The 22,290-nt window shown below is 67.9% G+C and carries 23 protein-coding genes; 10 read left to right on the top strand and 13 right to left on the bottom strand.

The window, feature by feature from the left end; translation table 11 throughout:
- Positions 1–357 precede the first annotated feature (357 nt).
- On the top strand, positions 358–1,122 hold the full coding sequence (locus VK92_RS13445) for an SDR family oxidoreductase (protein WP_048023766.1): 765 nt from the start codon (positions 358–360) through the stop codon (positions 1,120–1,122).
- A gap of 13 nt (positions 1,123–1,135) precedes the next feature.
- Here VK92_RS13445 and VK92_RS13440 read toward each other — a convergent pair whose 3' ends face one another.
- From VK92_RS13440 to VK92_RS13430, 3 genes are read right to left on the bottom strand one after another with little or no spacing between them, the layout of a single operon-like run.
- Complete coding sequence (locus tag VK92_RS13440) at positions 1,136–1,843, bottom strand: MOSC domain-containing protein (protein ID WP_048023765.1); 708 nt, start codon at positions 1,841–1,843, stop codon at positions 1,136–1,138.
- Positions 1,840–2,736 (bottom strand): dihydrodipicolinate synthase family protein, encoded by an 897-nt coding sequence (locus tag VK92_RS13435; RefSeq protein WP_048023763.1) that lies wholly within the window; start codon positions 2,734–2,736, stop codon positions 1,840–1,842. The genes VK92_RS13440 and VK92_RS13435 overlap by 4 nt, the downstream gene beginning before the upstream one ends.
- Before the next feature lie 49 nt (positions 2,737–2,785).
- Positions 2,786–3,568: an aldolase gene (locus tag VK92_RS13430; RefSeq protein WP_048023762.1), complete on the bottom strand. Its 783-nt coding sequence runs from the start codon at positions 3,566–3,568 to the stop codon at positions 2,786–2,788.
- Between the two features lie 133 nt (positions 3,569–3,701).
- Here VK92_RS13430 and VK92_RS13425 point away from each other — a divergent pair, with 133 nt between their 5' ends.
- Entirely contained in the window at positions 3,702–4,244 is a 543-nt protein-coding gene (locus tag VK92_RS13425; RefSeq protein WP_021158662.1) for a helix-turn-helix domain-containing protein, read from the top strand.
- Between the two features lie 31 nt (positions 4,245–4,275).
- Positions 4,276–5,013, top strand: coding sequence for a histidine utilization repressor (gene hutC, locus VK92_RS13420; RefSeq protein ID WP_048023760.1), 738 nt, complete (start codon positions 4,276–4,278; stop codon positions 5,011–5,013).
- Between the two features lie 104 nt (positions 5,014–5,117).
- On the opposite strand, the gene VK92_RS13415 is transcribed toward hutC, so the two are convergent.
- Both VK92_RS13415 and VK92_RS13410 read right to left on the bottom strand, forming a co-directional pair.
- Positions 5,118–5,966, bottom strand: coding sequence for a phytanoyl-CoA dioxygenase family protein (locus VK92_RS13415; protein ID WP_048023758.1), 849 nt, complete (start codon positions 5,964–5,966; stop codon positions 5,118–5,120).
- 39 nt (positions 5,967–6,005) lie between these two features.
- Positions 6,006–6,809: an ABC transporter substrate-binding protein gene (locus VK92_RS13410; protein ID WP_048023756.1), complete on the bottom strand. Its 804-nt coding sequence runs from the start codon at positions 6,807–6,809 to the stop codon at positions 6,006–6,008.
- A 440-nt stretch (positions 6,810–7,249) separates the two neighbouring features.
- On the opposite strand from VK92_RS13410, the gene VK92_RS13405 reads away from it, so the two are divergent.
- Positions 7,250–7,729 (top strand): helix-turn-helix domain-containing protein, encoded by a 480-nt coding sequence (locus tag VK92_RS13405; protein ID WP_048023846.1) that lies wholly within the window; start codon positions 7,250–7,252, stop codon positions 7,727–7,729.
- Positions 7,726–8,415, top strand: coding sequence for a nucleotidyl transferase AbiEii/AbiGii toxin family protein (locus VK92_RS13400; protein WP_021158658.1), 690 nt, complete (start codon positions 7,726–7,728; stop codon positions 8,413–8,415). Before VK92_RS13405 ends, VK92_RS13400 begins: the two co-directional genes overlap by 4 nt.
- A 3-nt stretch (positions 8,416–8,418) precedes the next feature.
- Here VK92_RS13400 and VK92_RS13395 read toward each other — a convergent pair whose 3' ends face one another.
- On the bottom strand, positions 8,419–9,093 hold the full coding sequence (locus VK92_RS13395; protein WP_021158657.1) for an ankyrin repeat domain-containing protein: 675 nt from the start codon (positions 9,091–9,093) through the stop codon (positions 8,419–8,421).
- A gap of 185 nt (positions 9,094–9,278) precedes the next feature.
- Between VK92_RS13395 and VK92_RS13390 the strand changes: the two genes are divergently transcribed.
- Positions 9,279–10,142, top strand: a complete 864-nt coding sequence (locus VK92_RS13390; protein WP_048023755.1) for a LysR family transcriptional regulator — start codon at positions 9,279–9,281, stop codon at positions 10,140–10,142.
- Between the two features lie 107 nt (positions 10,143–10,249).
- Here the strand turns inward: VK92_RS13390 and VK92_RS13385 are convergent, their stop codons facing one another.
- From VK92_RS13385 to VK92_RS13375, 3 genes are all read right to left on the bottom strand, one after another.
- On the bottom strand, positions 10,250–10,735 hold the full coding sequence (locus tag VK92_RS13385; RefSeq protein WP_048023753.1) for a nuclear transport factor 2 family protein: 486 nt from the start codon (positions 10,733–10,735) through the stop codon (positions 10,250–10,252).
- A 67-nt stretch (positions 10,736–10,802) separates the two neighbouring features.
- Complete coding sequence (locus VK92_RS13380; protein ID WP_048023752.1) at positions 10,803–11,987, bottom strand: amidohydrolase family protein; 1,185 nt, start codon at positions 11,985–11,987, stop codon at positions 10,803–10,805.
- Between the two features lie 102 nt (positions 11,988–12,089).
- Positions 12,090–13,289, bottom strand: a complete 1,200-nt coding sequence (locus tag VK92_RS13375) for an amidohydrolase family protein (protein WP_048023751.1) — start codon at positions 13,287–13,289, stop codon at positions 12,090–12,092.
- Positions 13,290–13,827: 538 nt separating this feature from the next.
- Between VK92_RS13375 and VK92_RS13370 the strand changes: the two genes are divergently transcribed.
- A complete protein-coding gene (locus VK92_RS13370; RefSeq protein ID WP_021158654.1) occupies positions 13,828–14,475 on the top strand; it encodes a glycine zipper 2TM domain-containing protein in 648 nt (215 codons plus the stop codon).
- 213 nt (positions 14,476–14,688) lie between these two features.
- On the opposite strand, the gene VK92_RS13365 is transcribed toward VK92_RS13370, so the two are convergent.
- The 3 genes from VK92_RS13365 to VK92_RS13355 all read right to left on the bottom strand — a co-directional run bounded on the left by VK92_RS13365 (position 14,689) and on the right by VK92_RS13355 (position 17,822).
- Complete coding sequence (locus VK92_RS13365) at positions 14,689–16,080, bottom strand: amino acid permease (RefSeq protein ID WP_048023748.1); 1,392 nt, start codon at positions 16,078–16,080, stop codon at positions 14,689–14,691.
- A gap of 106 nt (positions 16,081–16,186) precedes the next feature.
- Positions 16,187–17,437: an NAD(P)/FAD-dependent oxidoreductase gene (locus tag VK92_RS13360; RefSeq protein WP_048023845.1), complete on the bottom strand. Its 1,251-nt coding sequence runs from the start codon at positions 17,435–17,437 to the stop codon at positions 16,187–16,189.
- Positions 17,438–17,468: 31 nt separating this feature from the next.
- On the bottom strand, positions 17,469–17,822 hold the full coding sequence (locus VK92_RS13355; RefSeq protein ID WP_042974203.1) for a RidA family protein: 354 nt from the start codon (positions 17,820–17,822) through the stop codon (positions 17,469–17,471).
- Positions 17,823–18,123: 301 nt separating this feature from the next.
- Here VK92_RS13355 and VK92_RS13350 point away from each other — a divergent pair, with 301 nt between their 5' ends.
- Entirely contained in the window at positions 18,124–18,759 is a 636-nt protein-coding gene (locus VK92_RS13350; protein WP_048023746.1) for a helix-turn-helix domain-containing protein, read from the top strand.
- Between the two features lie 164 nt (positions 18,760–18,923).
- Positions 18,924–19,433, top strand: a complete 510-nt coding sequence (locus VK92_RS13345) for a GNAT family N-acetyltransferase (RefSeq protein ID WP_048023743.1) — start codon at positions 18,924–18,926, stop codon at positions 19,431–19,433.
- Between the two features lie 215 nt (positions 19,434–19,648).
- On the opposite strand, the gene VK92_RS13340 is transcribed toward VK92_RS13345, so the two are convergent.
- Positions 19,649–20,263 carry a hypothetical protein gene (locus VK92_RS13340; RefSeq protein ID WP_231600606.1) on the bottom strand — a complete coding sequence of 205 codons (615 nt, stop codon included), beginning with the start codon at positions 20,261–20,263 and terminating at the stop codon, positions 19,649–19,651.
- 413 nt (positions 20,264–20,676) lie between these two features.
- Here VK92_RS13340 and VK92_RS13335 point away from each other — a divergent pair, with 413 nt between their 5' ends.
- The gene (locus VK92_RS13335; RefSeq protein ID WP_048023739.1) at positions 20,677–22,035 is read left to right on the top strand and encodes an aspartate aminotransferase family protein; all 1,359 of its coding nucleotides are present in this window, start codon (positions 20,677–20,679) and stop codon (positions 22,033–22,035) included.
- The last annotated feature ends 255 nt before the right edge of the window (positions 22,036–22,290 follow it).

The following is a 22,290-nucleotide window of genomic DNA, read 5'->3' as shown; positions in this document are numbered from 1 at the left end:
CATCGCGCACGGGCGAGCCATATGATAGCTCGCGACGCATGGCCCGGTGCCGCTCGCCGCGCCGGCGCGCGCACTTGCCGCAGCCGGCTTTCGCCCGCCCTGCCTGCCGGCCGTCGCCGCGCGGCGACGGATGCGCGCCGTGACGGCGATTCCGCCGCCTCGCACGCGGCGGCGTTTGCGCGACACGCATGCCGGCGCTACGATATGCGTCACCCCGACGTCCGCGGCGCCGCGCGAGCGCTTTCGCACGCATCACCACGCATCGCCCGTCCCGCACGCCATGCCGCCATGCATGCGCGTCGCCCGTCGACGCCGCTCATCCGCTCATCCATTCACCCCTTCGACCCGCTCACCGCCATGACCGCATCCTCTTCCGCACCGCACGTGCGCGCCATCGTCACCGGACACACGCGCGGCCTCGGCGCGTCGCTCGCCGACCAGCTGCTGCTGGAAGGCATCGCCGTGCTGGGCGTGTCGCGCAGCCGTCATCCGACGCTCGCGTCGCAAGCCGGCGACCGATTCACCGAAATCGAACTCGACCTGTCGGACACGCCGGCCGTCGCGGCATGGCTGGCCGGCGACACGCTGCGCCGCTTCGTCGACGGCGCGTCGATCGTGCTGCTGTTCAACAACGCGGGCATCGTCGATCCGATCGGCCCGCTCGCCGCGCAGGATCCGGCGATCGTCGCGCGCGCGGTCGGCGTGAACGTCGCGGCGCCGCTGATGCTGTCGGCCGCGCTCGCGCAAGCGGCATCGGCCACGACCGAATGCCGGATCCTGCACGTATCGAGCGGCGCGGCGCGCAACGCGTACGCAGGCTGGAGCGTCTACTGCGCGACCAAGGCCGCGCTCGATCACCATGCGCGCGCGGTCGCGCTCGACGCGAACCGCGCGTTGCGGATCTGCAGCGTCGCGCCGGGCGTCGTCGACACGGGCATGCAGGCAACGATCCGCTCGACGAGCGAAGACAACTTCCCGATGCGCGAGAAATTCGACCAGTTGAAGTCGAGCGGCGCGCTCGCGACGCCCGAGGCGGCCGCGCGGCAGTTGATCGGCTATGCACTGAGCGATGCGTTCGGCTCGGTACCGACCGCCGACGTGCGGGAACTGCCGGGCCACTGAGCCACGCCGAACGTCAACGTCCTTCGAGCCGCTTCGTCCAGTCTTCGACCTGCCGCTCCGCCCGGCGCCTGTCGAGCAGCTTGCGCCAGCCGGCCGGCAGTATCGGGACCTCGCACAGCGCGTCGAGCGCGGCCATGTCGAGCGTGCGCCGGTACAGCACGTCGAGCACCGCCGACAGTGTCCATTGCGGATAGACGCGCCGCTGCAGCGCCAGCACGTCGCCCGGCGCCACCCAGCCCGCCTGCAGCACGCGGTAATACCAGCCGGTCCGGCCGCTTTGCTGCACGAGCGCGGCCATCCGCGGATGATCGAAGCGCGCGTTGAGCTTCCAGCACGGCTGCCGCGACTGCGACACCTGAAGCACGGCGCCGCCGAGCGTGAACTCGTCGCCGAGACACACGTCGTGCTCGGTCACGCCGTGCGTCGACAGGTTCTCGCCGAACGCACCCGGTTGCGCGAGCACGTCGCGCGCGCCGATCTGCGCAGCCCACCATGCGTAGTGATCGTGCGCATAGTGGTGCACCGCCTTGTCGGGGCCGCCGTGATGCCGCGCATCGGCCTGCTCGTCGCCGGCAAAGCCGAGCGCGCCCAGCCACAAGCGCGATCCGACCGGCTGCTTGTCGATCGCGCTGGCGTGCGGCGTACCCGCCAGCGGCCGGCTCGCGCCGATCCGCACCGCGCCGATAACGGCCGAGATCGCCGGCCGTGCCGCGTCGCTCATGTCGTCACACCGTCAGGCAATGCCGCGAGCAGGCGTTCGAGTTCGCGTGTACGCGCGTCGCCGAGCGGCATCAGCGGTTTCCTCGGTTCGCCGGCATCGAAGCCGCACAGGCGCAGCCCGGCCTTCACGGTCACCGGCAAGCCACCGTTGACGATGAACTGCAGCAGCGGCAGCTGCGCCTGAAAAACCGCCCGTGCGCGCGCCAGGTCGCCCGCGCGCATCGCGTCGAACAGCGCCAGCGGCAACGCCGCATTCAGGTTCGGCGCAGCCGTGCACCATCCGGCCGCGCCTGCCGCGAGTGCGGCAAGCGCCATCGGGTTGCTGCCGTTGTAGAACGGAATCGCGCCGTCGCTCAGTTGCGCGAGACGGTGCATCCGCCCGATGTCGCCCGTGCTCTCCTTCACCATCGTCACGTTGTCGACGGTCCGGCAGATCGTCGCGATCAGGTCGGGCGACATGTCGACGCCGCTCGTCGCGGGGTTGTTGTACAGCATGATCGGGATGCCGATGGCGGCGCCGATCGCGCGATAGTGCGCGACGATCTCGTCGTGACCGAGCTTCCAGTACGACACCGGCAGCACCATCACCGCATCGGCGCCGGCCTGCTCGGCGAAGCGCGCGCGGCGCACCGCGCCCGCCGTGGTGAGATCGGAAATGCCGACGACGGTCGGCACGCGCCGGCGCACCGCGCGGATCGACGCGGTGGCGACCGCCTCCCATTCGGCGTCGGACAGGTACGCGCTCTCGCCGGTACTGCCCAGCGGCGCGATCGCGTGGACGCCGTCGGCAATCAGGCGCTCGATCAGCGCATCGAGCGCCGTGAGGTCGACGCCGCCGTCGGCGGAGAACGGTGTAACCGGGTAGGCAATGATGCCTTTCAGCAGGATGGACACGATAGTAATCCTCAGTGATGGTCGGGCGAGGCGGCGGCGAATCGCCCGCTCACGCGACGCAGTCCCGATGCGTGCGCAATGCCCTGCGCGCGTAGTAGTCGAAGGTCACCGCGTCGCGCTTCGGCTTCGAAATCCAGTCGTGCGCTTCGCGCGCCAGCGCCGGCGGCACCGGCCTGATCTCGCCGGCCGCCATCGCGAGCAGTTGCAGCTTCGCGGCCCGCTCGATCAGCAGCGCGAGGATGCACGCTTCCTCGATCGTCTTGCCGACCACGAGCTGGCCGTGATGCGACAGCAGGATCGCTCGCTTGCTGCCGAGCGCCTTCGAGATGATCTCGCCCTCCTCGTTGCCGACCGGCACGCCGGGCCAGTCCTTCAGGAACGCGCAATCGTCGTACAGCGGGCAGGTATCCATGTGCGACACGACGAGCGGCTGCTCGAGCATCGACAGCGCCGCGACATGCGCCGGATGCGTATGGATGATGCAGTTCACGTCCGGGCGCTCGCGATAGATCCACGTATGGAACCGGTTGGCCGGATTCGGGATGCCTTCGCCGTCGACGACGTCGAGATCCTCGTTCACGCGCAGCAGGTTCGCGGCCGAGATCTCGTCGAAACCGAGCCCGAGCCGCTGCGTGTAATACGTGCCGGCGTCGCCCGCGCGGCAGGTGATCTGCCCGGCCAGGCCGGAATCGTGGCCGGCGTCGAACAGGATCCGGCACGTGAGCGCGAGCTTCTGCCGCGCGGACCAGCCGCTGTCGCCCACCTCGTTGTCGAGACGCCGCTCCGCCAGGGCGACCAGCGCCTCCTTCGTCAGATTCAGCGTTTCCGCCATGTTCACCTCCTGAATGGACCGGGTCGGTCGCGCCGTCCGCGCCGCTTTCCCGGGAATACGTGACACACGATACACCACAGGACACTTTGTGTCATGCGTTACAATCGGTTTTTCGAAGGACACCTGGCGCCCCATGACGATTCGCCTGAAGCTGCTCAGAAAACAGAAGGGCTGGACGCTCGATGTGCTGGCCGACGAGACGGGCCTCACCAAGAGCTACCTGTCGAAAGTCGAGCGCGGCCTGAGCGTGCCGTCGATCGCGGTCGCGCTGAAGCTGTCGAAGGCACTGAATGTCGATGTCGAACAGTTGTTCTCGGAAAGCCGCAACCGCGAGCTGATCACGGTCACGCGCGCCGGCGAGCGCACGGCGATGGGCGCGGCGGCCGACAGCCACGCACACCGCTTCGAGAGCATCGCGGCCGGCGTCGCGCCGAAGAAGATGCTGCCGTTCGTCGTGCATCCGCCGCACGAATTCGTCGCATCGACGTTCCGCGAGCACGAAGGCGAGGAATTCCTGTTCGTGCACAAGGGGCGCGTCGAAATCGAATTCCCGAACGAGACGGTGCAACTCAAGACCGGCGATTCAGTCTATTTCAACGCACTCATCCCGCACCGCACGCGCAGCCTCGGCGCCGCGCAGGCGGAGATCCTGGTCATCGTCAGTCACGACGACTAGCCTCGCCACCTCTTCGCGCAAGGATCCCCCGATGGTCACGAAGGCCACCGCACCGTTCCAGCAGATCAAGACGCTCGTTCGACAGAACGTCGACTCGGGCGACTGGCGCCCCGGCGACCGCATTCCGTCCGAGCTCGATCTCGCCGCGCAGTTCGGCGTCGCACGCATGACGGTCAACCGCGCGCTGCGCGAGCTGACCGAGGAAGGCGTGCTGAAGCGCATCGCGGGCGTCGGCACGTTCGTCGCCGAGGTGAAGCCGCAGTCGAACCTGCTGATGATCGCGCACATCCGCGACGAAATCCGTGCGCGCGGGCACGAATACCGCTGCCGCGTGCTGAGCCAGTCGAGCGAGCCCGCGTCGTTCGACGTCGCGGCCGCGTTCGGCCTGCCGGTCAATACGCCGGTTTTTCACGTGGTGTGCGTGCACGAGGAAAACGGCCGCCCGATCCAGCTCGAGGATCGCTACGTGAACCCGGCCGCCGCGCCCGGTTTCATCGACCAGGATTTCCAGGTCGAACCGCCGTCCGAGTACCTGTACAACAACGTGTCGCACTACGAACTGGAAATCGAGCACGTGGTCGATGCGTCGCTGCCGACCGGCGAACAGGCGCGGCTGCTCGACATGCGCGCCGACGAGCCGTGCCTCACGCTCACGCGCCGCACCTGGACGAACGGGTTGCCCGTCACGTTCGTGCACTTCCTGCATCCGGGCAACCGCTACCGGCTCGGCTCGCGCTTCAAGCCGGGCGCCGGGCGCCACCCGACCTGATCCTTCGTCACACACCCTTCGTCACATCCCGACCCGCACAAAAGCGTGCAGCGGCCGTTTCGTCAGAAAACGGCCGCCGCGTCGTTCATGCCCGCCCGCCGGTGTCAGAGCGCGCCGGCCTGCCCCGCGCCACGCGACCACACGACCGGAAACAGCGGGTGATCGAGCGGTGCGCCATCGGGCAGTTGCTCCGCGAGCCCGGGGAAATCGGGCGACGTCTTCCAGCGGCGCGGCGCGTGACGAATATCGTCGCCGACGAAGCGGATCGAGAACGCGCGCCGACGGTTCTGCGTACCGCCCGACGCGTGCAGCGTGAGCATCCGGAAGCACACCATGTCGCCGGGCTCGAGCGCCCAATGGCGGATCGGGAAGGCCGCGCGGTCGCTTTCGATGTCGGGCAGGTCCGCGAGGCTGCCTTCCGGAAACCACTTCGCTTCCTTGTCCATGAACGTGCGCGGCATCAGCCACGGCCCGCGATGCGAGCCCGCGACGAATTCCAGCGTCGATTCGAGCGGCACCGGATCGACCGGAATCCACATGCTGACGTTGTCGTCGCCCTCGATGTTGTAGTACGGCTGGTCCTGGTGCCACGGTGTGCGCTGCCGCGTGCCGGGCTCCTTCACGAGCAGGTGGTCGTGATGGAGCCGCACGTTCTCCGTGCCCATCAGCGCGGCGGCCACCGACGGCGCGGGCGAGCGCACGATGAAGTCGCGATACGCGTCGTTGTGCTGCCAGTTGCAGAAATCCTCGAAGAACCAGCCCGGATCGTCGGGCCGGCTCGCGACTTTCGCGCGCGGGCTCGGCTGCGCGAGATTCGCGTCGATGCCGGCGCGCAGCGCGGCGACCTCGTCGGGCGAGAAGATGCCCTTGATGCAGACCGCACCTTCCTCGCGGAACGCGGCGATCAGTTCGGGCGTCACGGCTTGCGCGACGCGATCCTCGATACTCGTCATGGTGTGCCTGTCGATTGAATGAATTGCGGAGTCACCGAATCACGGTGCCGAAGTCAGCTGCTGCTTCGCACCGTAGATGTCGAAGTCGAAATATTTCGCGGCGATCTTCTGGTACGTACCGTTCGCGCGGATCGCGACGATCGCGTCGTTCAGCCGCTTCTTCATCGCGTCGTCGCCCTTGCGCACGCCCATCGCGACGCCGTAGCCGGTGATCCGCACGTCGGTCACGTCGGGGCCCGCGAACGCATAGCCCTTGCCGCGCGGCGTCTTCAGGAACGAATAGCCGGCCTGCGTCTTGTCCTGGAAGGTCGCGTCGAGGCGGCCGTTGACGAGATCCTGGTACACCTGGTCCTGGTTCTGGTACGAGACGATCGTCACGCCCCTGGTCGCCCATTCGGCTTTCGCGTACGCCTCCTGCGTCGTGCCCTGGTCGATCCCGACGCGCTTGCCCGCGAGCGACGCGGCGGTCGGCAGCAGCTTCGAGCCGACCGGCGCGACGAGCGCGCCCGGCGACGCATACAGCTTGTTCGAGAAGTCGATCTGCTTGAGCCGCTCGTCGGTGGCCGTCATCGCGGACATGATCACGTCGAACTTGCGCGCGCGCAGCGCCGGAATCATCCCGTCGAAGCCCTGCTCGACCCAGACACACTTTGCACGCAGCTGCTCACAGATCGCATTGCGCAGGTCGATGTCGAAGCCGGCGAGCGAGCCGTCGGGCTGCTTCGCCTCGAACGGCGGATACGTGGGGTCGATGCCCCAGCGGATCGTCGACGTGTCCTGCGCGAACGACACGAGCGGCGCGAACGCCAGCGCGGTAACGAGAAGCTTTGCAGTGCGGTTCATGGCGTGTCCTTGATGGTCTCGACGCGGCGCGCAAGCGCCGGCGTCCGGTGGGGGGCGGTGCGCGAACGACTGGGACTTCGATGAAACTGCGATGCAGTCTAGACCGCTCAATTTTTGAGCGCAAGCGGGGGAAGACGGGATGGGCGGCTTAAGGCCGGGTGGAAGCGAGAAGACAGATATCGCGCGCGAAACAAGCCTGAATGGCGAGGATTTTCGCGGTTTTCGGGTGTTTACCCTGCGAGACGCACACCAGCAACAGAGCGTGTTTTTCCGGATATCCGAGAAATAGCGATGTCTATACAGGTATCGCCCGATCCCGATCCAGTGGCGTTGGCGATGCGTCCTATACCGCCCCAGGCGTTCTCAGAGACAATAAGCCATCCGGACATGTAAGATATACTTTACATTCAAGCGTATTGAATCTGCGCCGGGAGGTCAACGTGCAACTCTATGAAATCGGTCAGGCCGTTGCGAAACGGAGGGCGGAACTCGATCTCACGCAGGCCCAGCTTGCCAAGCTCGCCGGGCTGTCTCGGTTCACCGTCAACCAGCTCGAAGCCGGCAAAGTCAAGGATCTCGGAATCAACAAGCTGATCCCGTTGCTCAGCGTGCTCGGCATCGAACTTCTGGCATTGCCGCGACAGGCCCATAACGGCCTCTACAAGGCCGTCGTGAGCGCGAACGTCAGCTACAAGGGTGAATTGACCGAACGCCTGCTGGCCGACGCGTTGACCACTGGACACATTCCGGAAGGATACGAGTCACAGTTCTCCGTCATCCTCGACGAGGTGCCGTTACCTGTCGTGGTGAAGGCGGCAGAGGAAGCCGCCGAACGCTCGGGCACCCCGCTTCGGACCATCTGGAAAAACCTCGCGGCATGGTCGAAGGATCTTCACCTGTATCGGGAGGTATGGGCATGACCGCACCATCCGCGTTGCCTGACGGCCCGTGGCAAGGCCTTTTTCGTCACGCAGTGACGCTGGTTGACGAGATACGCAAGCACGGCACGTCGAATCCGTTCTGGACGTTCGGCGGAGGCACGGTTCTCATGCTGCGCCATGGCCATCGCGTGAGCAAGGACGTCGACATCTTTGTACCCGACCCACAATATCTCGGGTACGTGAATCCCCGCATCAGCGACGCCGCATCCGACATCACGACGGACTACGAAGAACATGCTGGTTTCGTGAAACTGGTACTGCCCGACGGCGAAATCGACTTCGTAGTCTCCCGAAATCTAATGTCTCCCGGCTACGACGAATGGATGCTGATGGATCACGTCGTCAAGGTCGAGACTTCCGCGGAAATCGTCGCCAAGAAAATGTGGCACCGTGGCGATCGCCCGACCGCGCGGGACCTGTTCGATTTGTGTCTGGTCATCGAGCGAGAACCGGACAGCCTGATGCAAGCAGGGGCATTTCTCGTTCGACATCGCGATACGTTTTTGCGTCTGCTCAACGAGCATCGTACCTTCGTCAAGTCGCGTTTCGACGACATCCAGACACTCGGCTACACGCCGTCGTTCGACTATTGCGTCGAACTGGCCGAAGCATTCCTGCGCAAACTTCCCGGCGGCACGCCCGAACAAAAGTCACGCCGCCGCTAAGCGTTACCGCGCCCCCGCCCCCACCAGCACCCGCTCGATCGCCGCATACCCGCGCCGCCGCGCATGCTGCAGCGGCGTCACACCGTTCGAGTCCGCCAGATTGACGTTCGCGTGCCCGTCGACGAGCAACTGCACGATCCGCACATAACGCTCGCTGCCGTCGCCGAGCATGATCGCCTCCAGCAGCGCAGTCCAGCCGAGCCGGTTCACGTGGTCGACGTTCACGCCCGCGTCGATCAGCGTGCGCACCGTCTCCACATGGCCGCGCTCCGCCGCCGGAATCAGCGCGGTGCCGCGATAGCGGTTCGTGCTGCGCAGGTCCGCGCCGTGCGCGAGCGTCAGCCGCAGGATGTCGAGATAACCGCGCGCACCGGCATACAAATACGGGCTGTCCTGGATCGCGTCCTTCGCGTTGACGTCCGCGCCCGCGTCGATCAGCACGCGCGCCGCCTCGACGCGATTGCCGTGTGTCGCGATCAGCAGCGCGGTGCGCCCCTGCCCGTCGCGCGAATCGATCTGCGCGCCGCGTTCGAGCAGCAGCCGCAGTTCGCCCACGTCGCCCCGGTCGGCCGCGCTGCGCAACCTGCCCTCGAGCGCGCCGCCGTCGGCGGCGGCCACGGCCGACGTGAGCGTGGTCAACGCAAACGAGCCGACGATTGCGATCCGTTTGAAAAACATCCAGTGTCCTCCTGGCCTGCCGCGCACGCCGAAGCACGGCCGATGCGATGCATCACGCGCCCCCGTGGCGCCACACGACGCCGCGCCGGGTCCGGCGAAACCGCGATTGTCCGCAGCGTCCGGTCATGTTAAAAGTCGTCGCACGCATTTGAAAATGAAATGTTCGAATCCGCAAAAGTGCAGAAATGAATAGACCCCTGTTCGACCTCGACCTGCTGCGCGCGCTCGTGATGGTCGCCGACTGCGGCAGCTTCACGACGGCGTCCGCGCGCCTGCATTCGACGCAGTCGACGGTCAGCCAGAAGGTGCGCCGGCTCGAGGAAATCGCCGGGCACCGCCTGCTCGACCGCGGCACGCGCGACGTGCGGCCGACCGACGCGGGCGTGACGGTGCTCAGCTATGCGCGTCGCATGATCGCGCTGAACGACGAGATGCTGGAAGCGCTGTCGGGTGCGACGGTCGCGCTGACGATCCGGCTCGGCGTGCCCGACGATTTCGCAGCGGGCCGCACGACGCATGCGCTCGCGGCATTCAAGCGCGAGCATCCGCAAGTGAAGCTCGAGGTGATGTGCGGACTGAGCCGCGACATCAGCGCGGCGTACGATCGTGGCGAGCTCGACCTCGTGCTGATCAAGCAGCGCCGCGACAGCCGCGAGGCCGTCGTGCGCTGGCCCGAGAAGCTGCGCTGGATCGACAGCGCGGCGCATCCGTCGATCGATCTCGACCCGGTGCCGATCGTCGTGTTTCCGCCGCGCGGGCTCTATCGCGACGACATGATCAAGGCGATCGAGGAGCGCGGCCGCCGCTGGCGGATCAGCTTCACGACGTCGAGCCTGAGCGGCATCCAGGCCGCCGTCGCCGACGGGCTCGGCATCAGCGTGCTGCCCGCGCGCGTGGTGACGGACGAACACGTCGTGCTGACCGCGAAGGAGGGTTTCGCGCCGATCGAACACATGGACATCGCGATCCTGCATCGGCCGACGGCCGACCCGATGGTCAGCGAACTGACGAAGGCGCTCGCGGCCATGCTGGAGCACGAGGAGCAGTAGAAAAGAGAAAGCCGGATGCGGCAAGCGGGCGGACGCCGCGACGCCGCCGGCACGGCCGATGCGACGCGATCGCGGGCGCGTCGGCACGTCCGCGCGCCCGATCCCCGTCAGAACATCGTGTTCCCGTTCGCGGCCTGCTCGGGCACGAGTTGATTGACGTCCCAGTGCTCGACGATCTTGCCGTTCTCGAGCCGGAAGATGTCCATGATCGCGCTGCCGCGCGTGCCGGGTTCGCGCACCGCGTGCACGTGCAGGATCACGTAGTCGCCGTCGACGAACGAGCGCTTGATCTCGCTGTGCGACCGCGGATACTTGTCGCGCAGGAACGCGACGAACTGGCGGAAGCCGTCGCGGCCGTCGGCCGCGTTCGGGTTGTGCTGCACGTAACGATCGCCGACATACGCGAGTGCGGCGTCGGCATCCTTCTCGTTCAGGCCTTTTTCATAGAACGCGAGCACCGTGCGCCGGTTCGCTTCCTGCTGCGCGTCCGTTCGTGCATCCGTCGGCCCGGCCGCCATCGCATGCGCGGCACTCACGGCGAACAGGGCCGCCGCCATCCATCGTGCGGCCCGTGCCGCGGTCGTGCGTCGCATCGTCTTCTCCCGGGTAATCCGGCTGAAAACCGGATCATACCGGGGCGATGCTTCGCCCGGGTTTCACTCAGACCAGCGCGCCGTTACGCGCCACGATCTTCCCCGACGACACGACGAGCCGCCGCACCGGCCGTGCGACGACGGCCTCGGCGAACGTCAGCGCGTCGACCAGCACGACGTCCGCGCGGCTGCCCGGCTGCAGCCCGTAACCGTCGAAGCCGCAACCGCGCGCCGCGCCGTGCGTCACGCAGTCGAGCGCGACCTCGAGCGCGTCGTCGCGGCGGAAATCGTTGCGCATGCCGATCAGCATCGCGCGTTCGAGCATGTCGGGCGACCCGTACGGCGTCCACGTATCGCGCACGCCGTCGTTGCCGCCGATGACCGTCACGCCCGCCGCACGGCACGCGGCCACCGGCGGCACGGGCACCGCCGCCGGCGCGGTCGTGACGAGCCCGACGCCGAGTGCCGCCATCCGGGCAAGCAGCGCATCGCGCTCGCGTTCGGCGATATCGCCCAGACAGAACCCGTGGCTGATCGTCACCTTGCCCTGCATGCCGTGCGCCGCCGTGCGCTGCAGGATCAGGCCGAGCGAATACGCGCCCATCGAGCCGCGCTCGTGCAGGTGGAGGTCGAGCCCGCGGCCATGGCGTTCGGCGATCGCGAACAGCACGTCCACCGCCTCGACCGGATCGCCTTCGATCGCGCACGGGTCGAGCCCGCCGAGCAGATCGGCGCCGGCGGCGAGCGCGTCGGACAGCAGTGCGTCGGTGCCCGGCCGCTTGAGCACGCCCGATTGAGGAAACGCGACGATCTGGATTTCAACCTGCCCGCGCAGCGTCTCGCGTGTCGCGAGCACGCCGTGCAGATGCCGCAGCCCGGCTTCGGTATCGATGTCGACGTGCGTGCGGATACGCGTCGTGCCGGCCGCGAGGAATGCACGCGCCAGCGCGAGCGACGCGACGCCGGCGTCGTGGCCGCTCGTCGCGCGATAGTGGCGCTCGTTCTCGATCCGGTCGACGAGGCGCGGGCCGACCTGGTTGCGATACCACGGCATCCCCCAGTGCGTCTTGTCGAGGTGCGTATGGCCTTCGACGAGGCCGGGCAGCGCGAGCGCCCCCGCGCCGTCCTCGATCGCGCAGCCGGCGGGTGCGTCGAGCGACGGGCCGATGCGCGCGATGCGATCGCCTTCGATCAGGATGTCGAGCGCGGCGTCGGCGCTCGGGCGGACGTTGCGGATCAGCAGGTTCGTCATGTCGGTTCCGGTGTGGTCAGTCAGTGCAGTCAGTGCGGTCGGTACAGTCAGTGCAACGGGGCACGGCGCGTGCCGTGCCGCCGCTCAGGTCGGCCAGGCCGGTCAGCGCGTGAAGCGCAGCGCAGGGGCGAACGGCGCGCCCGTGTCGCTTTCGCCGCGGCGAAACACCCAGCGCTCGGCCGGCACGCCCGCGACGGCCGCCGCCGCATTCGGCGCACGCACCGCGACGAACGTCGCGTCGCAGCCGACAGCGATTCCATAGTTCTCCTTGCCGATCATGCGCGCGCCGGCATGCGTCGCCATGTCGAGCGCGGTGCCGAGCGCTTCGTCGGTGTAGAAGCCCGATCGATAGCCGACCATCATCGCGCGCTGCAGCATGTCACCGTTGCCGTACGGCCACCATGCGTCGCGGATATTGTCGTTGCCCGCGATCACCTGCACGCCCGCGTCGCGCAGCGGCTGTACCGGCGGAAACGCGCAGTCGCCCGGCGCATTCGTCAGGATCGACACGCCGGCTTCGGCCAGTGCCGCCGCGGTGCGCCGCACGTCGTCGTCGCTCACCTGGCCGAGCGCGTACGCATGGCTCACGTTCACGCGCCCGCCGAGCCCCGCCGCGCGCGTGCGCGCCGCGATCCGCAGCAGTTGCGCGATGCCCGTCTCGCCCGGCTCGTGCAGGTGGATGTCGATCTTCGCGCCGCGCTTCTCGGCGATGCCGAACACGATGTCGAGCTGGCCGTCCGCGTCGCCGTCGAGTGTCGTCGGGTCGATCCCGCCGACCACGTCCGCGCCCTCGCGCACCGCTGCGTCGAGGATCTCCGCGGTGCCGGGGCACGTGACGACGCCGGCCTGCGGGAACGCGACGAGTTCGATGTCGACGATGCCGCGCCATTGCTCGCGCGCGGCCATCACGGCCTGCAGGTTCGACAGGCCCGTCGTCGCATCGACGTCGACGTGGCTGCGCATCGCGACCGTGCCGAACGCGGCGGCCTGCGCGATCAGCGCATTCGCGCGCTCGACGATCGGCGGCGCGGCCGCGAGCTGGCGCTTCTCGACCGCGAGCCGCTCGCGCAGCGTGCCGACCGTTTCGTGCGGCACCCAGCGATCGCCGACGAAGCTCTTGTCGAGGTGGATATGACCATCGACGAAACCGGGCAGCACGACGCAGCCGTCGAGGTCGATCGTTTCCGCGCCGGGCGCCGCCGCACGATCGGCGCCGATCGCGGCAAAGCGGCCGTCACGGACGACGAGGTTGATGGGCTGGCCGCCGGCATCGACGGCGTTGATGAAGATACGATCGGTCATGGCTCGGAATGTGGGGCGGTCGCGGCACGTCGCCGGCGCGGACAGGGGAAGGCACCGCAGCCGGCCCGGCGCGACCGTTGGCAGGGAATCCGGCCACGATATCGGACGGCGCCGGCAGAGGCCAATTAAATGTCGCGATGCCGCGCATTCGATTTCGCGATGCGCGGCGCAAACGCCGCGCCAGCCACGTGCGGCTGCGGGGTCCGATCTCGTCGGCGACGGCCGCATCACGACGGCCCGTCGGGTGACGTCGCCGAAGCCGACGCTTCGCGCGCCGGCATCGAGGGGCCGACTGCCTCGCAGGACAGGCCGCCGGACCGCTGTCGATCCGCGTCATCGCAGTTGCCGAACGGGCGCCGCCGCCCTCGCCGCGCATTGCGCGATCGCCCCGCCCGGGCGGCGATTTACGCGGCAACAGACTTTACACGTTGTTACCCGGCCGCACCGGACGCGCCACCCGCCATTCCTTATACTCACGCCGAGTTCGCCACCCGTCCTGGCATTCGTCGGCGAACCCGTTGCCGATGCAGGAATCATCATGATGCGCATGCCTTCCACGAAGACCGTTCTGTTCGCCTCGCTCGTCGCCGTCGCGGCGCTTCCGCTGACCGCCTGCGTCGCGCCGGGTTACTACGGCGCGCAGCCGGGGTATCCGCAGCAACAGCAATACGCGACGCCCGGCTACGCGCAGCCCGCGTATTCGCAACCGGGCTACGTGCAGCAGCAACAGCCGTATCCGAACCAGGCGCCGCAACCGTACGACCAGTATGGCAACCCGCAGCAATACGGGTCGCAGCCGTATGACCAGTACGGCAATCAGCAGCAATACGGCAACGGCTACGGCACGCAGTACGGCACGGTCTCGAACATCCAGCCGGTCAACGGTTCGGTCGGCCCGTCGGGCGTGGCCGGCACCGTCGTCGGTGCGCTGGTCGGCGGCCTGGTGGGCAACCAGTTCGGCCGCGGTCACGGCCGCGACGCGGCAACCGTGATCGGTGCGCTCGGCGGCGCGGTGGCCGGCAACCAGATCGGCCAGCAGATGGGGGCCGCGCAAGGTCCGAGCAGCTACCGGATCGACGTGCAGGTCAGCGACGGCACGATGCGCTCGTTCGACGTGCAATCGCCGGGCAACCTCCGGCCGGGCGATCGCGTGCAGATCAACGGCAACCAGCTGGCGCGGTATTGATTCGGATGCGGTGCGCCTGACCTGATCGGGCGCATCGTCGCGCGTTTGACGTCGCGGCCGGTTCGGCGCGACGGCGTACCTGCTTCACCCCATCCTCATCCTTCGTGCCGGCGCGGCGCACATGACGCACGCGCCGGCATCCGCCTTCAGCGCGCCCGGCGCACGACCGCGCCACCACTCGCACTCCGACATCCGCGCCCGCGCGCCTGGCCGTCACACCCGCTCGACCCCGAGCCCGACCCGCGTCGACCGCGCGGCTGCCTGCAGATGCCGCGACCGCCGGTAGACGATCGTCATCACCACCATCACCGCCGCACCGGCATACAGCGACCCGCGCGTCGACGGATCGACGCCGAGCATCACGAACACGAACGCGACGAACACGAGACAGATCCACGACGTGACCGGCGCGTACGGCAGGCGGAACGCGACCGTCTCGCCGCGCGCGGCCAGCACGCGCCGGAACCGCATGTGCGTCAGCACGATCATTGCCCAGATCACGGCCACGTCGAACGACAGGAACGACATCAGCCAGCCGAACACGCGCGCGGGCATCACGTAGTTCAGCACCACGCCGACCGACATGAACAGCACGGTCGCCCGCACCGCGCGCGACGGCGACCCGCTGGCGCTCAGCGCCGCGAACGACGCGGGCGCGAGGCCGTTGCCGGCCATGCTCGACAGCATGCGCGCGCCGCTGAACACGATGCAGTTGAAACTCGACAGCGCGGCCGTCACGACCACGAAGTTGACGATGCCGGCCGCCTGCTGCAGCCCGAGAGATTCGAACGTCGTCACGAACGGGCTGCCGTGCTCGCCGAGCTCGTGCCACGGATACAGCGCCATGATGATGAACAGCGCGCCGACGTAGAAGATCAGGATGCGCCACAGCACCGAGTTGATCGCGCGCGGGATCATCTTCTGCGGCTCGCGCGCCTCGCCGGCCGTGAGGCCGATCATCTCGACGCCCGCGAACGAATATGCGACGATCGGCAGCGCGCTCACGACCCCGAGCACGCCGTGCGGAAACACGCCGCCGTGCCGCCACAGGTTCGACAGACCGACCGGCTCGCCGTGATGGCCGATCCCCGTGAACACGATCAGCGCGCCGCCCGCGATCATCAGCACGATCGTCACGACCTTCACGATCGCGAACCAGAACTCCAGCTCGCCGTACACCTTCACGTTGAGCAGGTTGAACGCCGAGATCGCGGCGATCGCCGCCACGACCCACAGCCACTGCGGCACCTCCGGAAACCAGAAGCCCATGTAGATGCCGATGGCGGTCGTCTCCGCGACGCCGACGCCGACCATCAGCAGCCAGTAGCTCCAGCCGACCACGTAGCCGGCGTACGGCCCGAGGTATTCGAACGCATACGCGCCGAACGAGCCGGATACCGGCCGGTGCACGGCCATCTCGCCGAGCGCGCGCATGATCAGGAAGATCATCGCGCCGCCGATCAGGTACGCGACGAGCGCGCCGGGCCCGGCCGCCTTGATCGCGGACGCCGAGCCCAGGAACAGGCCGACGCCGATGGCCATGCCGAGGGCCATGAACGAAATCTGGCGCGCGCCGAGCTCGCGCCGCATCGTGTGCTGTTGCATGTCGTCTCCAGTCGTTGATCGTCGCGGCAAGCCGGATGGGCCGACCGCTGGACGGAGCGGCCGGCGTCGTGTGCCGGCCGCCCTGCTGCAGCGCACGGACGCCGGTTCAGCGCCCGTGCAGAAAACGTTCGACGCGAAACGGCGCCGGATCGACGAACGGCTGCGTGCCGGTCATCAGGTCGGCGATCAGCCGGCCGGTCACGGGGCCGAGCGTGAAGCCGTGATGCGCGTGCCCGAACGCGAACCACAGATCGCGGTGGCGCGGCGCCGCGCCGATCACGGGCAGCATGTCGGGCGTGCAGGGCCGGCGGCCGAGCCACGGCGTGCCGTCGACGCGCGCGCCGAGCGGAAACAGCTCGCGCGCGACCGGTTCGACGGCGGCAAGCTGGGACGGCGTCGGCGGCGTGTCGCGATGGCCGAGCTCGACGCCGGTCGTCAGGCGGATGCCGCGCGTCATCGGCGTGATCAGGAAGCCGCTGTCGGCGTCGAGCACGGGCCGGTTCAGCCGCGCGCCCGGCCGCGGCGCGTAGTGCATGTGATAGCCGCGCTTGACCGCGAGCGGCAGCGTGTAGCCGAGCCGCTCGCACAGCAGGTCCGACCAGGGCCCGAGCGCGACGACCGCCGCGCGCGCGTCGACCGGGCCTTGCGCGGTATCGACGCGCCAGCCGTTCGCGGCCGACAGCGTCAGCGCGTCGCCGGCCACGATGCGGCCGCCGAGTTGCTCGAAGCGGCGCGCATAGGCGGTGACGAGTGCATTCGGATCGCTGATCGAATCGGAGCCCGTGTAACGCAGTGCGCCGATCAGCGCGCGGCTCAGGTTCGGTTCCGCGTCGCGCAGCGCGGCCGCATCGAGCGCATCGAAGGTCACGCCGTATTCGGCATGCCAGCGCTCGGCGTCACGCGTCTCGGCATCGCGCGTCGCGGCCGTGCGGAACACCTTCAGCCAGCCGCCTTCGCGCAGCAGTGCGCCGGCGCCGGACGCTTCGATCAGTGCGCGATGCTCGGTCACGCAATGTTCGATCAGCGGCGCATACGCGCGCGCGATCTCCGCATGGCGCGCCGGATGCGAATTGCGCCAGTAGCGGTACAGGAACGGGATCAGCTTCGGCAGCGCGCCGACGTGATAGCGGACGTCGGGCGAGCGGTTGCACGCGTATTTCAGCAGCGTGCCGAAGCCGCGCGGAAACGCATACGGGTACACGCCTTCGCGCTGGATCAGCCCGGCGTTGCCGAGCGACGTCTCGTTGCCGGGCGCCTTGCGGTCGACGAGCGCGACCGACAGGCCGCGCTGCTGCAGGTGAACGGCGACGGATACGCCGATCATGCCGCCGCCCAGGACGAGCGTGTCGTAGGTCATCGGGAGGCTCATCGGGCGGGCGGCGCCGGCGTCAGGCGAGCGCGGTCACGGCGATCTCGACGTCGAGACCGGGCTTCATCAGCAACGCCTGCACGCACGCGCGGGTCGGCGCGTGGCCGGCCGGCACCCAGGCGTCCCACACCGCGTTGAACGCGTCGAAATGCGCGGCGTCGCTGAGCCATACGTTGGCCGTGAGCACGCGCGTCTTGTCGACGCCGGCCGACGCGAGCAGCGCGTCGATGCGCGTGAGGATTTCGGTCGCCTGCACGGCGATCGGCGCGCCGGCCGTATCGGGCACCTGGCCGGCCAGATGGACGATGCCGTTCGCGATCACGACCTGGCTCATGCGTGCGCCGGTCTGCAGACGTTTGATTTCACTGGACATGGATTGCACCTTCACGGGCCCGGCCGCGACCGGCCGGAAAAAATGACTGGGAAAGACCGCTGGCGTGCGCAGGATCGGGGCGCCGCCGCACGGGCGAGCTGTGCCGATTCGGACACGATTCGTACACGTGTCGCGCACCTGTCGTTCAGGCCGGCCGCACCGGCCGCGCGAGTTTCGCGTCGTCCGATGCTAGAGTGGCCGTCACGCCGACCGTCGGCGCTTTCGACGAAAATTATCATATACGAGAAAATTTATTCTCGTATACGACAAAACCCGTATTCACGTCGCGCCCTGTATCCGCATGCCCAAATCCACCGTTCCCGTTCCGCCGCCCACCGACACCGCGCCGCAACTCGACCACCAGACAGTCGGCGCGCGGCTGCGCGACGCGCGCAAGTCACGCGGCCTGACGCTCGCGCAACTGTCCGAGCGTTCCGGTATCGCGGTGTCGACGATTTCGAAGGCCGAGCGCGGCGACATTGCGCTCACCTACGACAAGTTCGCGGCGCTCACGCATGCGCTCGCGCTCGACTTCGACACGATGTTCGGCCGGCCCGCGCCCGCCGGCGCGATGACGCCGTCGTTCACGCCGGCCGGCCAGCAGATGGTCTACGACACGCCGAACTATGCGTACGGGATGCTCGCGAACGACCTGACCGGCAAGCGGATGGTGCCCGTGCGCGGGCGGATCCATGCGCGCAAGCTGTCGGACTTCGCGGACTACATCCGGCACAGCGGCGAGGAGTTCGTGTTCGTGCTGAGCGGCGAGCTGGAACTGCGCTTCGAGAACGGCCACGCGTACCGGCTCGGCGCCGGCGACAGCCTGTACTTCGACAGCGCTGTCGGGCACGTGTACCTGAGCCTCGGCGACACCGATGCCGAGGTGCTCGCGTGCTGCGTCGACGGCGACGCGCGACGGCCGCGCGACGCGATCTGAACGCAACGGCGCGGCCGCGGCGAGCGATACGCGGAACGCGGAACGCCGACACGCGCGATCCGGATTCCTATTAGGATTAGTACGATGCATTCCGTGGCCCTATCGGTCATAGCGGCCATAGCGGCCCGCGCCGGCATGCACGCCCCTCAACCGGAATCCCCTCGATGACGATCACGACTCGCCTGCTCGACGCGGCCGACGCCGCCCGTTTCCAGACCGTTCGCCTGCGTGCGGTCGACACCGCGCCCACGTCTTTCCTGCCGACGCCCGACGAAGAATCGCAGGTGCCGGTCGACGAATTCGCGATACGCATCACGCCGACCCACGAACGTGCCGTGTTCGGCGCATTCGACGGCGATACGCTCGTCGGCATCACCGGCGTGCGCCGCGATGCGCGCGCGAAGATCGCGCACAAGGCGACGATCTGGGGCGTGTTCGTCGATCCCGCCTATCGCGGGCAGGGCATCGCGCAGACGCTGCTCGAAAGCGCGACCGCGCATGCGGCGCAGACGTGGGGCTGCAAGCAACTGATGCTGTGCGTAAACGAGGTCAATGCCAACGCGGAGCGGCTGTATGCGTCGCAGGGGTTCGTCCGGTTCGGCACGGAACCGCGCTCGCTGTTCGTCGACGGGCGGTTCTACGACGAACACCACATGGTCAAGACGCTGGCTTGACGCGTCCGGTCTGGCGATCGCGTTTGCCGGCCGCGCCCGGACGCAAACGCTCGCCCCTTCTCGCCCATGCGCATGCCGGCATGCCTGCCCGGCAATCGTCTCGTTCGTCGGCGCCGACTACTGGCGGCGCCTCCCCGACGAGATATTGTGAATATTTATGCGCAAAAACTTTTATTGAAAAACGCGCGCCAAGCGATGCCCACCGGATCGATTGCTCACTCACCCGTCGCCGCGATCGTTCCCGTCGCCGGCTCGCGCCCTGCGGAGGCGGCCGGCTCGAAGATCAGCACCATGTCGCCACGGTAACGTCCATTGGCTGGCGCCGCGTCGCCGGCAGCCCGCACTTGCGCGCTGACCTTCACCTGACGGGTTTCGTCATAACCGTCGAAGCCGTCTTGCCCACGCTTTCCCAGCGTGAGCACGCGAGCGGCGTCGGCAGTAATTTCGGCGTCGGCCGCGCTGCCCGCCAGCACGACCTTCGCGTTGGTCAGGTCGTCGCGGCCATTCGACAGCCTTAGCGGCTGCAGCAATGTGACGTTGATGTCGGGATTCGTCGTCCGTACGCGGATCGGCAGCGTTGCGCCGAGGGCCCGCTGGTCGCGATCCGTCGCGGTCAGTTCGACCACGTCGTATGCGGCGTTGTCCGGGCTTGAAACGAACAGGCTGTCACCAATGTGCGCGGTCAACGTGATCCGCTTGACGACGGCTTGCGGCGACGTCGGGCCGGCGTGGGCAATGCCGGCCAATGCGCCGCATACGACGAGTGCGGTGAGATGTGTTCCGATCTTCATTGGAGTGCTCCGTTTTCCGGATGGCTGTCGTTCGGGCACCTGATTCCGTCATCGCAGGAAAATCCGGGATTCTTTTATCCCAAAATTAGCCGGCAATATCCCCGTGGAATTCGATATACCCAGCCGCATACGCGAACGCGCCGAGTCGGCGGATGCCATCTCGTACGCCGCCAGGATACGATCGCCAGCCTTTACGCATCAGGCTCCGACGCGCTCCTCTCGTCACGGCATGCAATAACGATAGGTCACGGAACGTCCACTAAAAATCCATGGAAACCTGCACGGTTCTTTCAGGATTCCATTCACCAATGCCATCTCGGAATCAAATAGGACACGGGAGTCGATCGCACCAATTTCCGCCCGTCCCCAACCCGCCTCGGTAATTCCGCCTCTGTTCAGCCCCCTGCCGGCCGCGCTATCGTTTCTCCTTCTTCACAGCCCAGGAGCTGCCTTTGCCTTCCCGCCACGGAGTCGACCTCATCCGCGCCCGCGCGCTGTTCGATCGCGAGCGCCAAGCGTTCACCGAAGCCATGCCGGTCTCCCGCGCCCTGTCCGCGGAAGCATCCGAGCACTTGCTGTTCGGCGTGCCGTTGCACTGGATGCAGGATTGGTCGACGCCGTTCTCGCTGTATGTGAAGGAGGCGCGCGGCGCAACGTTCACCGACGTCGACGGCCATCGCTACGTGGATTTCTGCCTCGGCGATACGGGCGCGATGTTCGGCCACGCGCCCGAACCGGTCGCCCGCGCGCTCGTCGAACAGGCTACGCGCGGTTATACGACGATGCTGCCGAGCGAAGACGCCGCATGGGTATCGCGCGAACTCGCACGCCGCTTCAAGCTGCCGGTCTGGCAATTCGCATTGAGCGCCAGCGACGCGAACCGCTTCGTGCTGCGCTGGGCGCGCGCGGCCACCGGCCGCAACACGATCGTCGTGTTCAACGGCTGTTATCACGGCACGGTCGACGACGTATTCGTCGATCTCGTCGACGGCCGCCCGGTGCAGCGCGACAGCCTGCTCGGGCAATCCTACGACCTGCTCGCGAACACGCGCGTCGTCGAATTCAACGACCTGGCCGCGCTTGAAGCCGCGCTGAAGGATGGCGACGTGGCATGCGTGCTGGCCGAGCCGGCGATGACGAACATCGGGATGGTGCTGCCCGACCCGGGCTTCTGGGCGGCAGCGCGCGAACTGACGCGCCGCTACGGCACGCTGCTCGTGATCGACGAGACGCACACGATCAGCAGCGGCCCGGGCGGCTACGCGGTCGCGCACGATCTCGACGCGGACATGCTGGTGGTCGGCAAACCGATCGCGGGCGGCGTGCCGTGCGCGGTGTACGGGTTCAGCGCCGAATTCGCGGAACGCGCGAAGCAGGCGAAGCTGAACGCGCCGCCCGGCCATTCGGGCATCGGCACGACGCTCACCGCGAACATGCTCGCGATGCATGTGATGCGCGCGACGCTCGCCGAAGTCGCGACCGACGCCGCGTATGCGCACATGTTCGAACTCGCCGCGCGGCTGGCGACGGGGCTCGAACAGGCGATCGCGAAACACGGGTTGCCGTGGTGCGTGACGCGTATCGGCGCGCGCACCGAGTTCCAGTTCGCACCCGTGCCGCCGCGCAACGGCACGATCGCCGGCGCGCAACTCGACAGCGAACTCGAGCACATCGTGCACCTGTACCTGCTGAATCGCGGCGTGCTGATCACGCCGTTCCACAACATGATGCTCGTGTGTCCGCAGACGACGGCCGACGATGTCGACCGGCTCGTCGCGCAGTTCGACGCGTGCCTGGGCGAACTGGCGTGACGTGATGCACCGCGCGTCCGGCCCGCCCGCAACGGCGCGGCCGGACGCACACCCGGCGCGACTTCCGCAGATCAGTCGGCGCGCGCACCCGCTTCCGGCTCCACACGCTGCGCCTCCCACGTATCGCCATGGCTACTTCGGCAGATCCGTCGGATCGACCTGCGTGCCGGGCACGCCTGCGGAGCGCGCACTCACTTCAAGCTCGTCGCGCAGCGCCGCACGCGTATCGGCGCCGCCCGAGCCCGGCCCCCACGC

Origin of the sequence: Burkholderia sp. LK4 (genome assembly GCF_001043615.1) — a bacterium.
GTDB lineage: Bacteria > Pseudomonadota > Gammaproteobacteria > Burkholderiales > Burkholderiaceae > Burkholderia > Burkholderia cepacia.
Note: the sequence above shows the minus strand (reverse complement) of the source record. Positions and strands in the feature narration are given on the sequence as shown.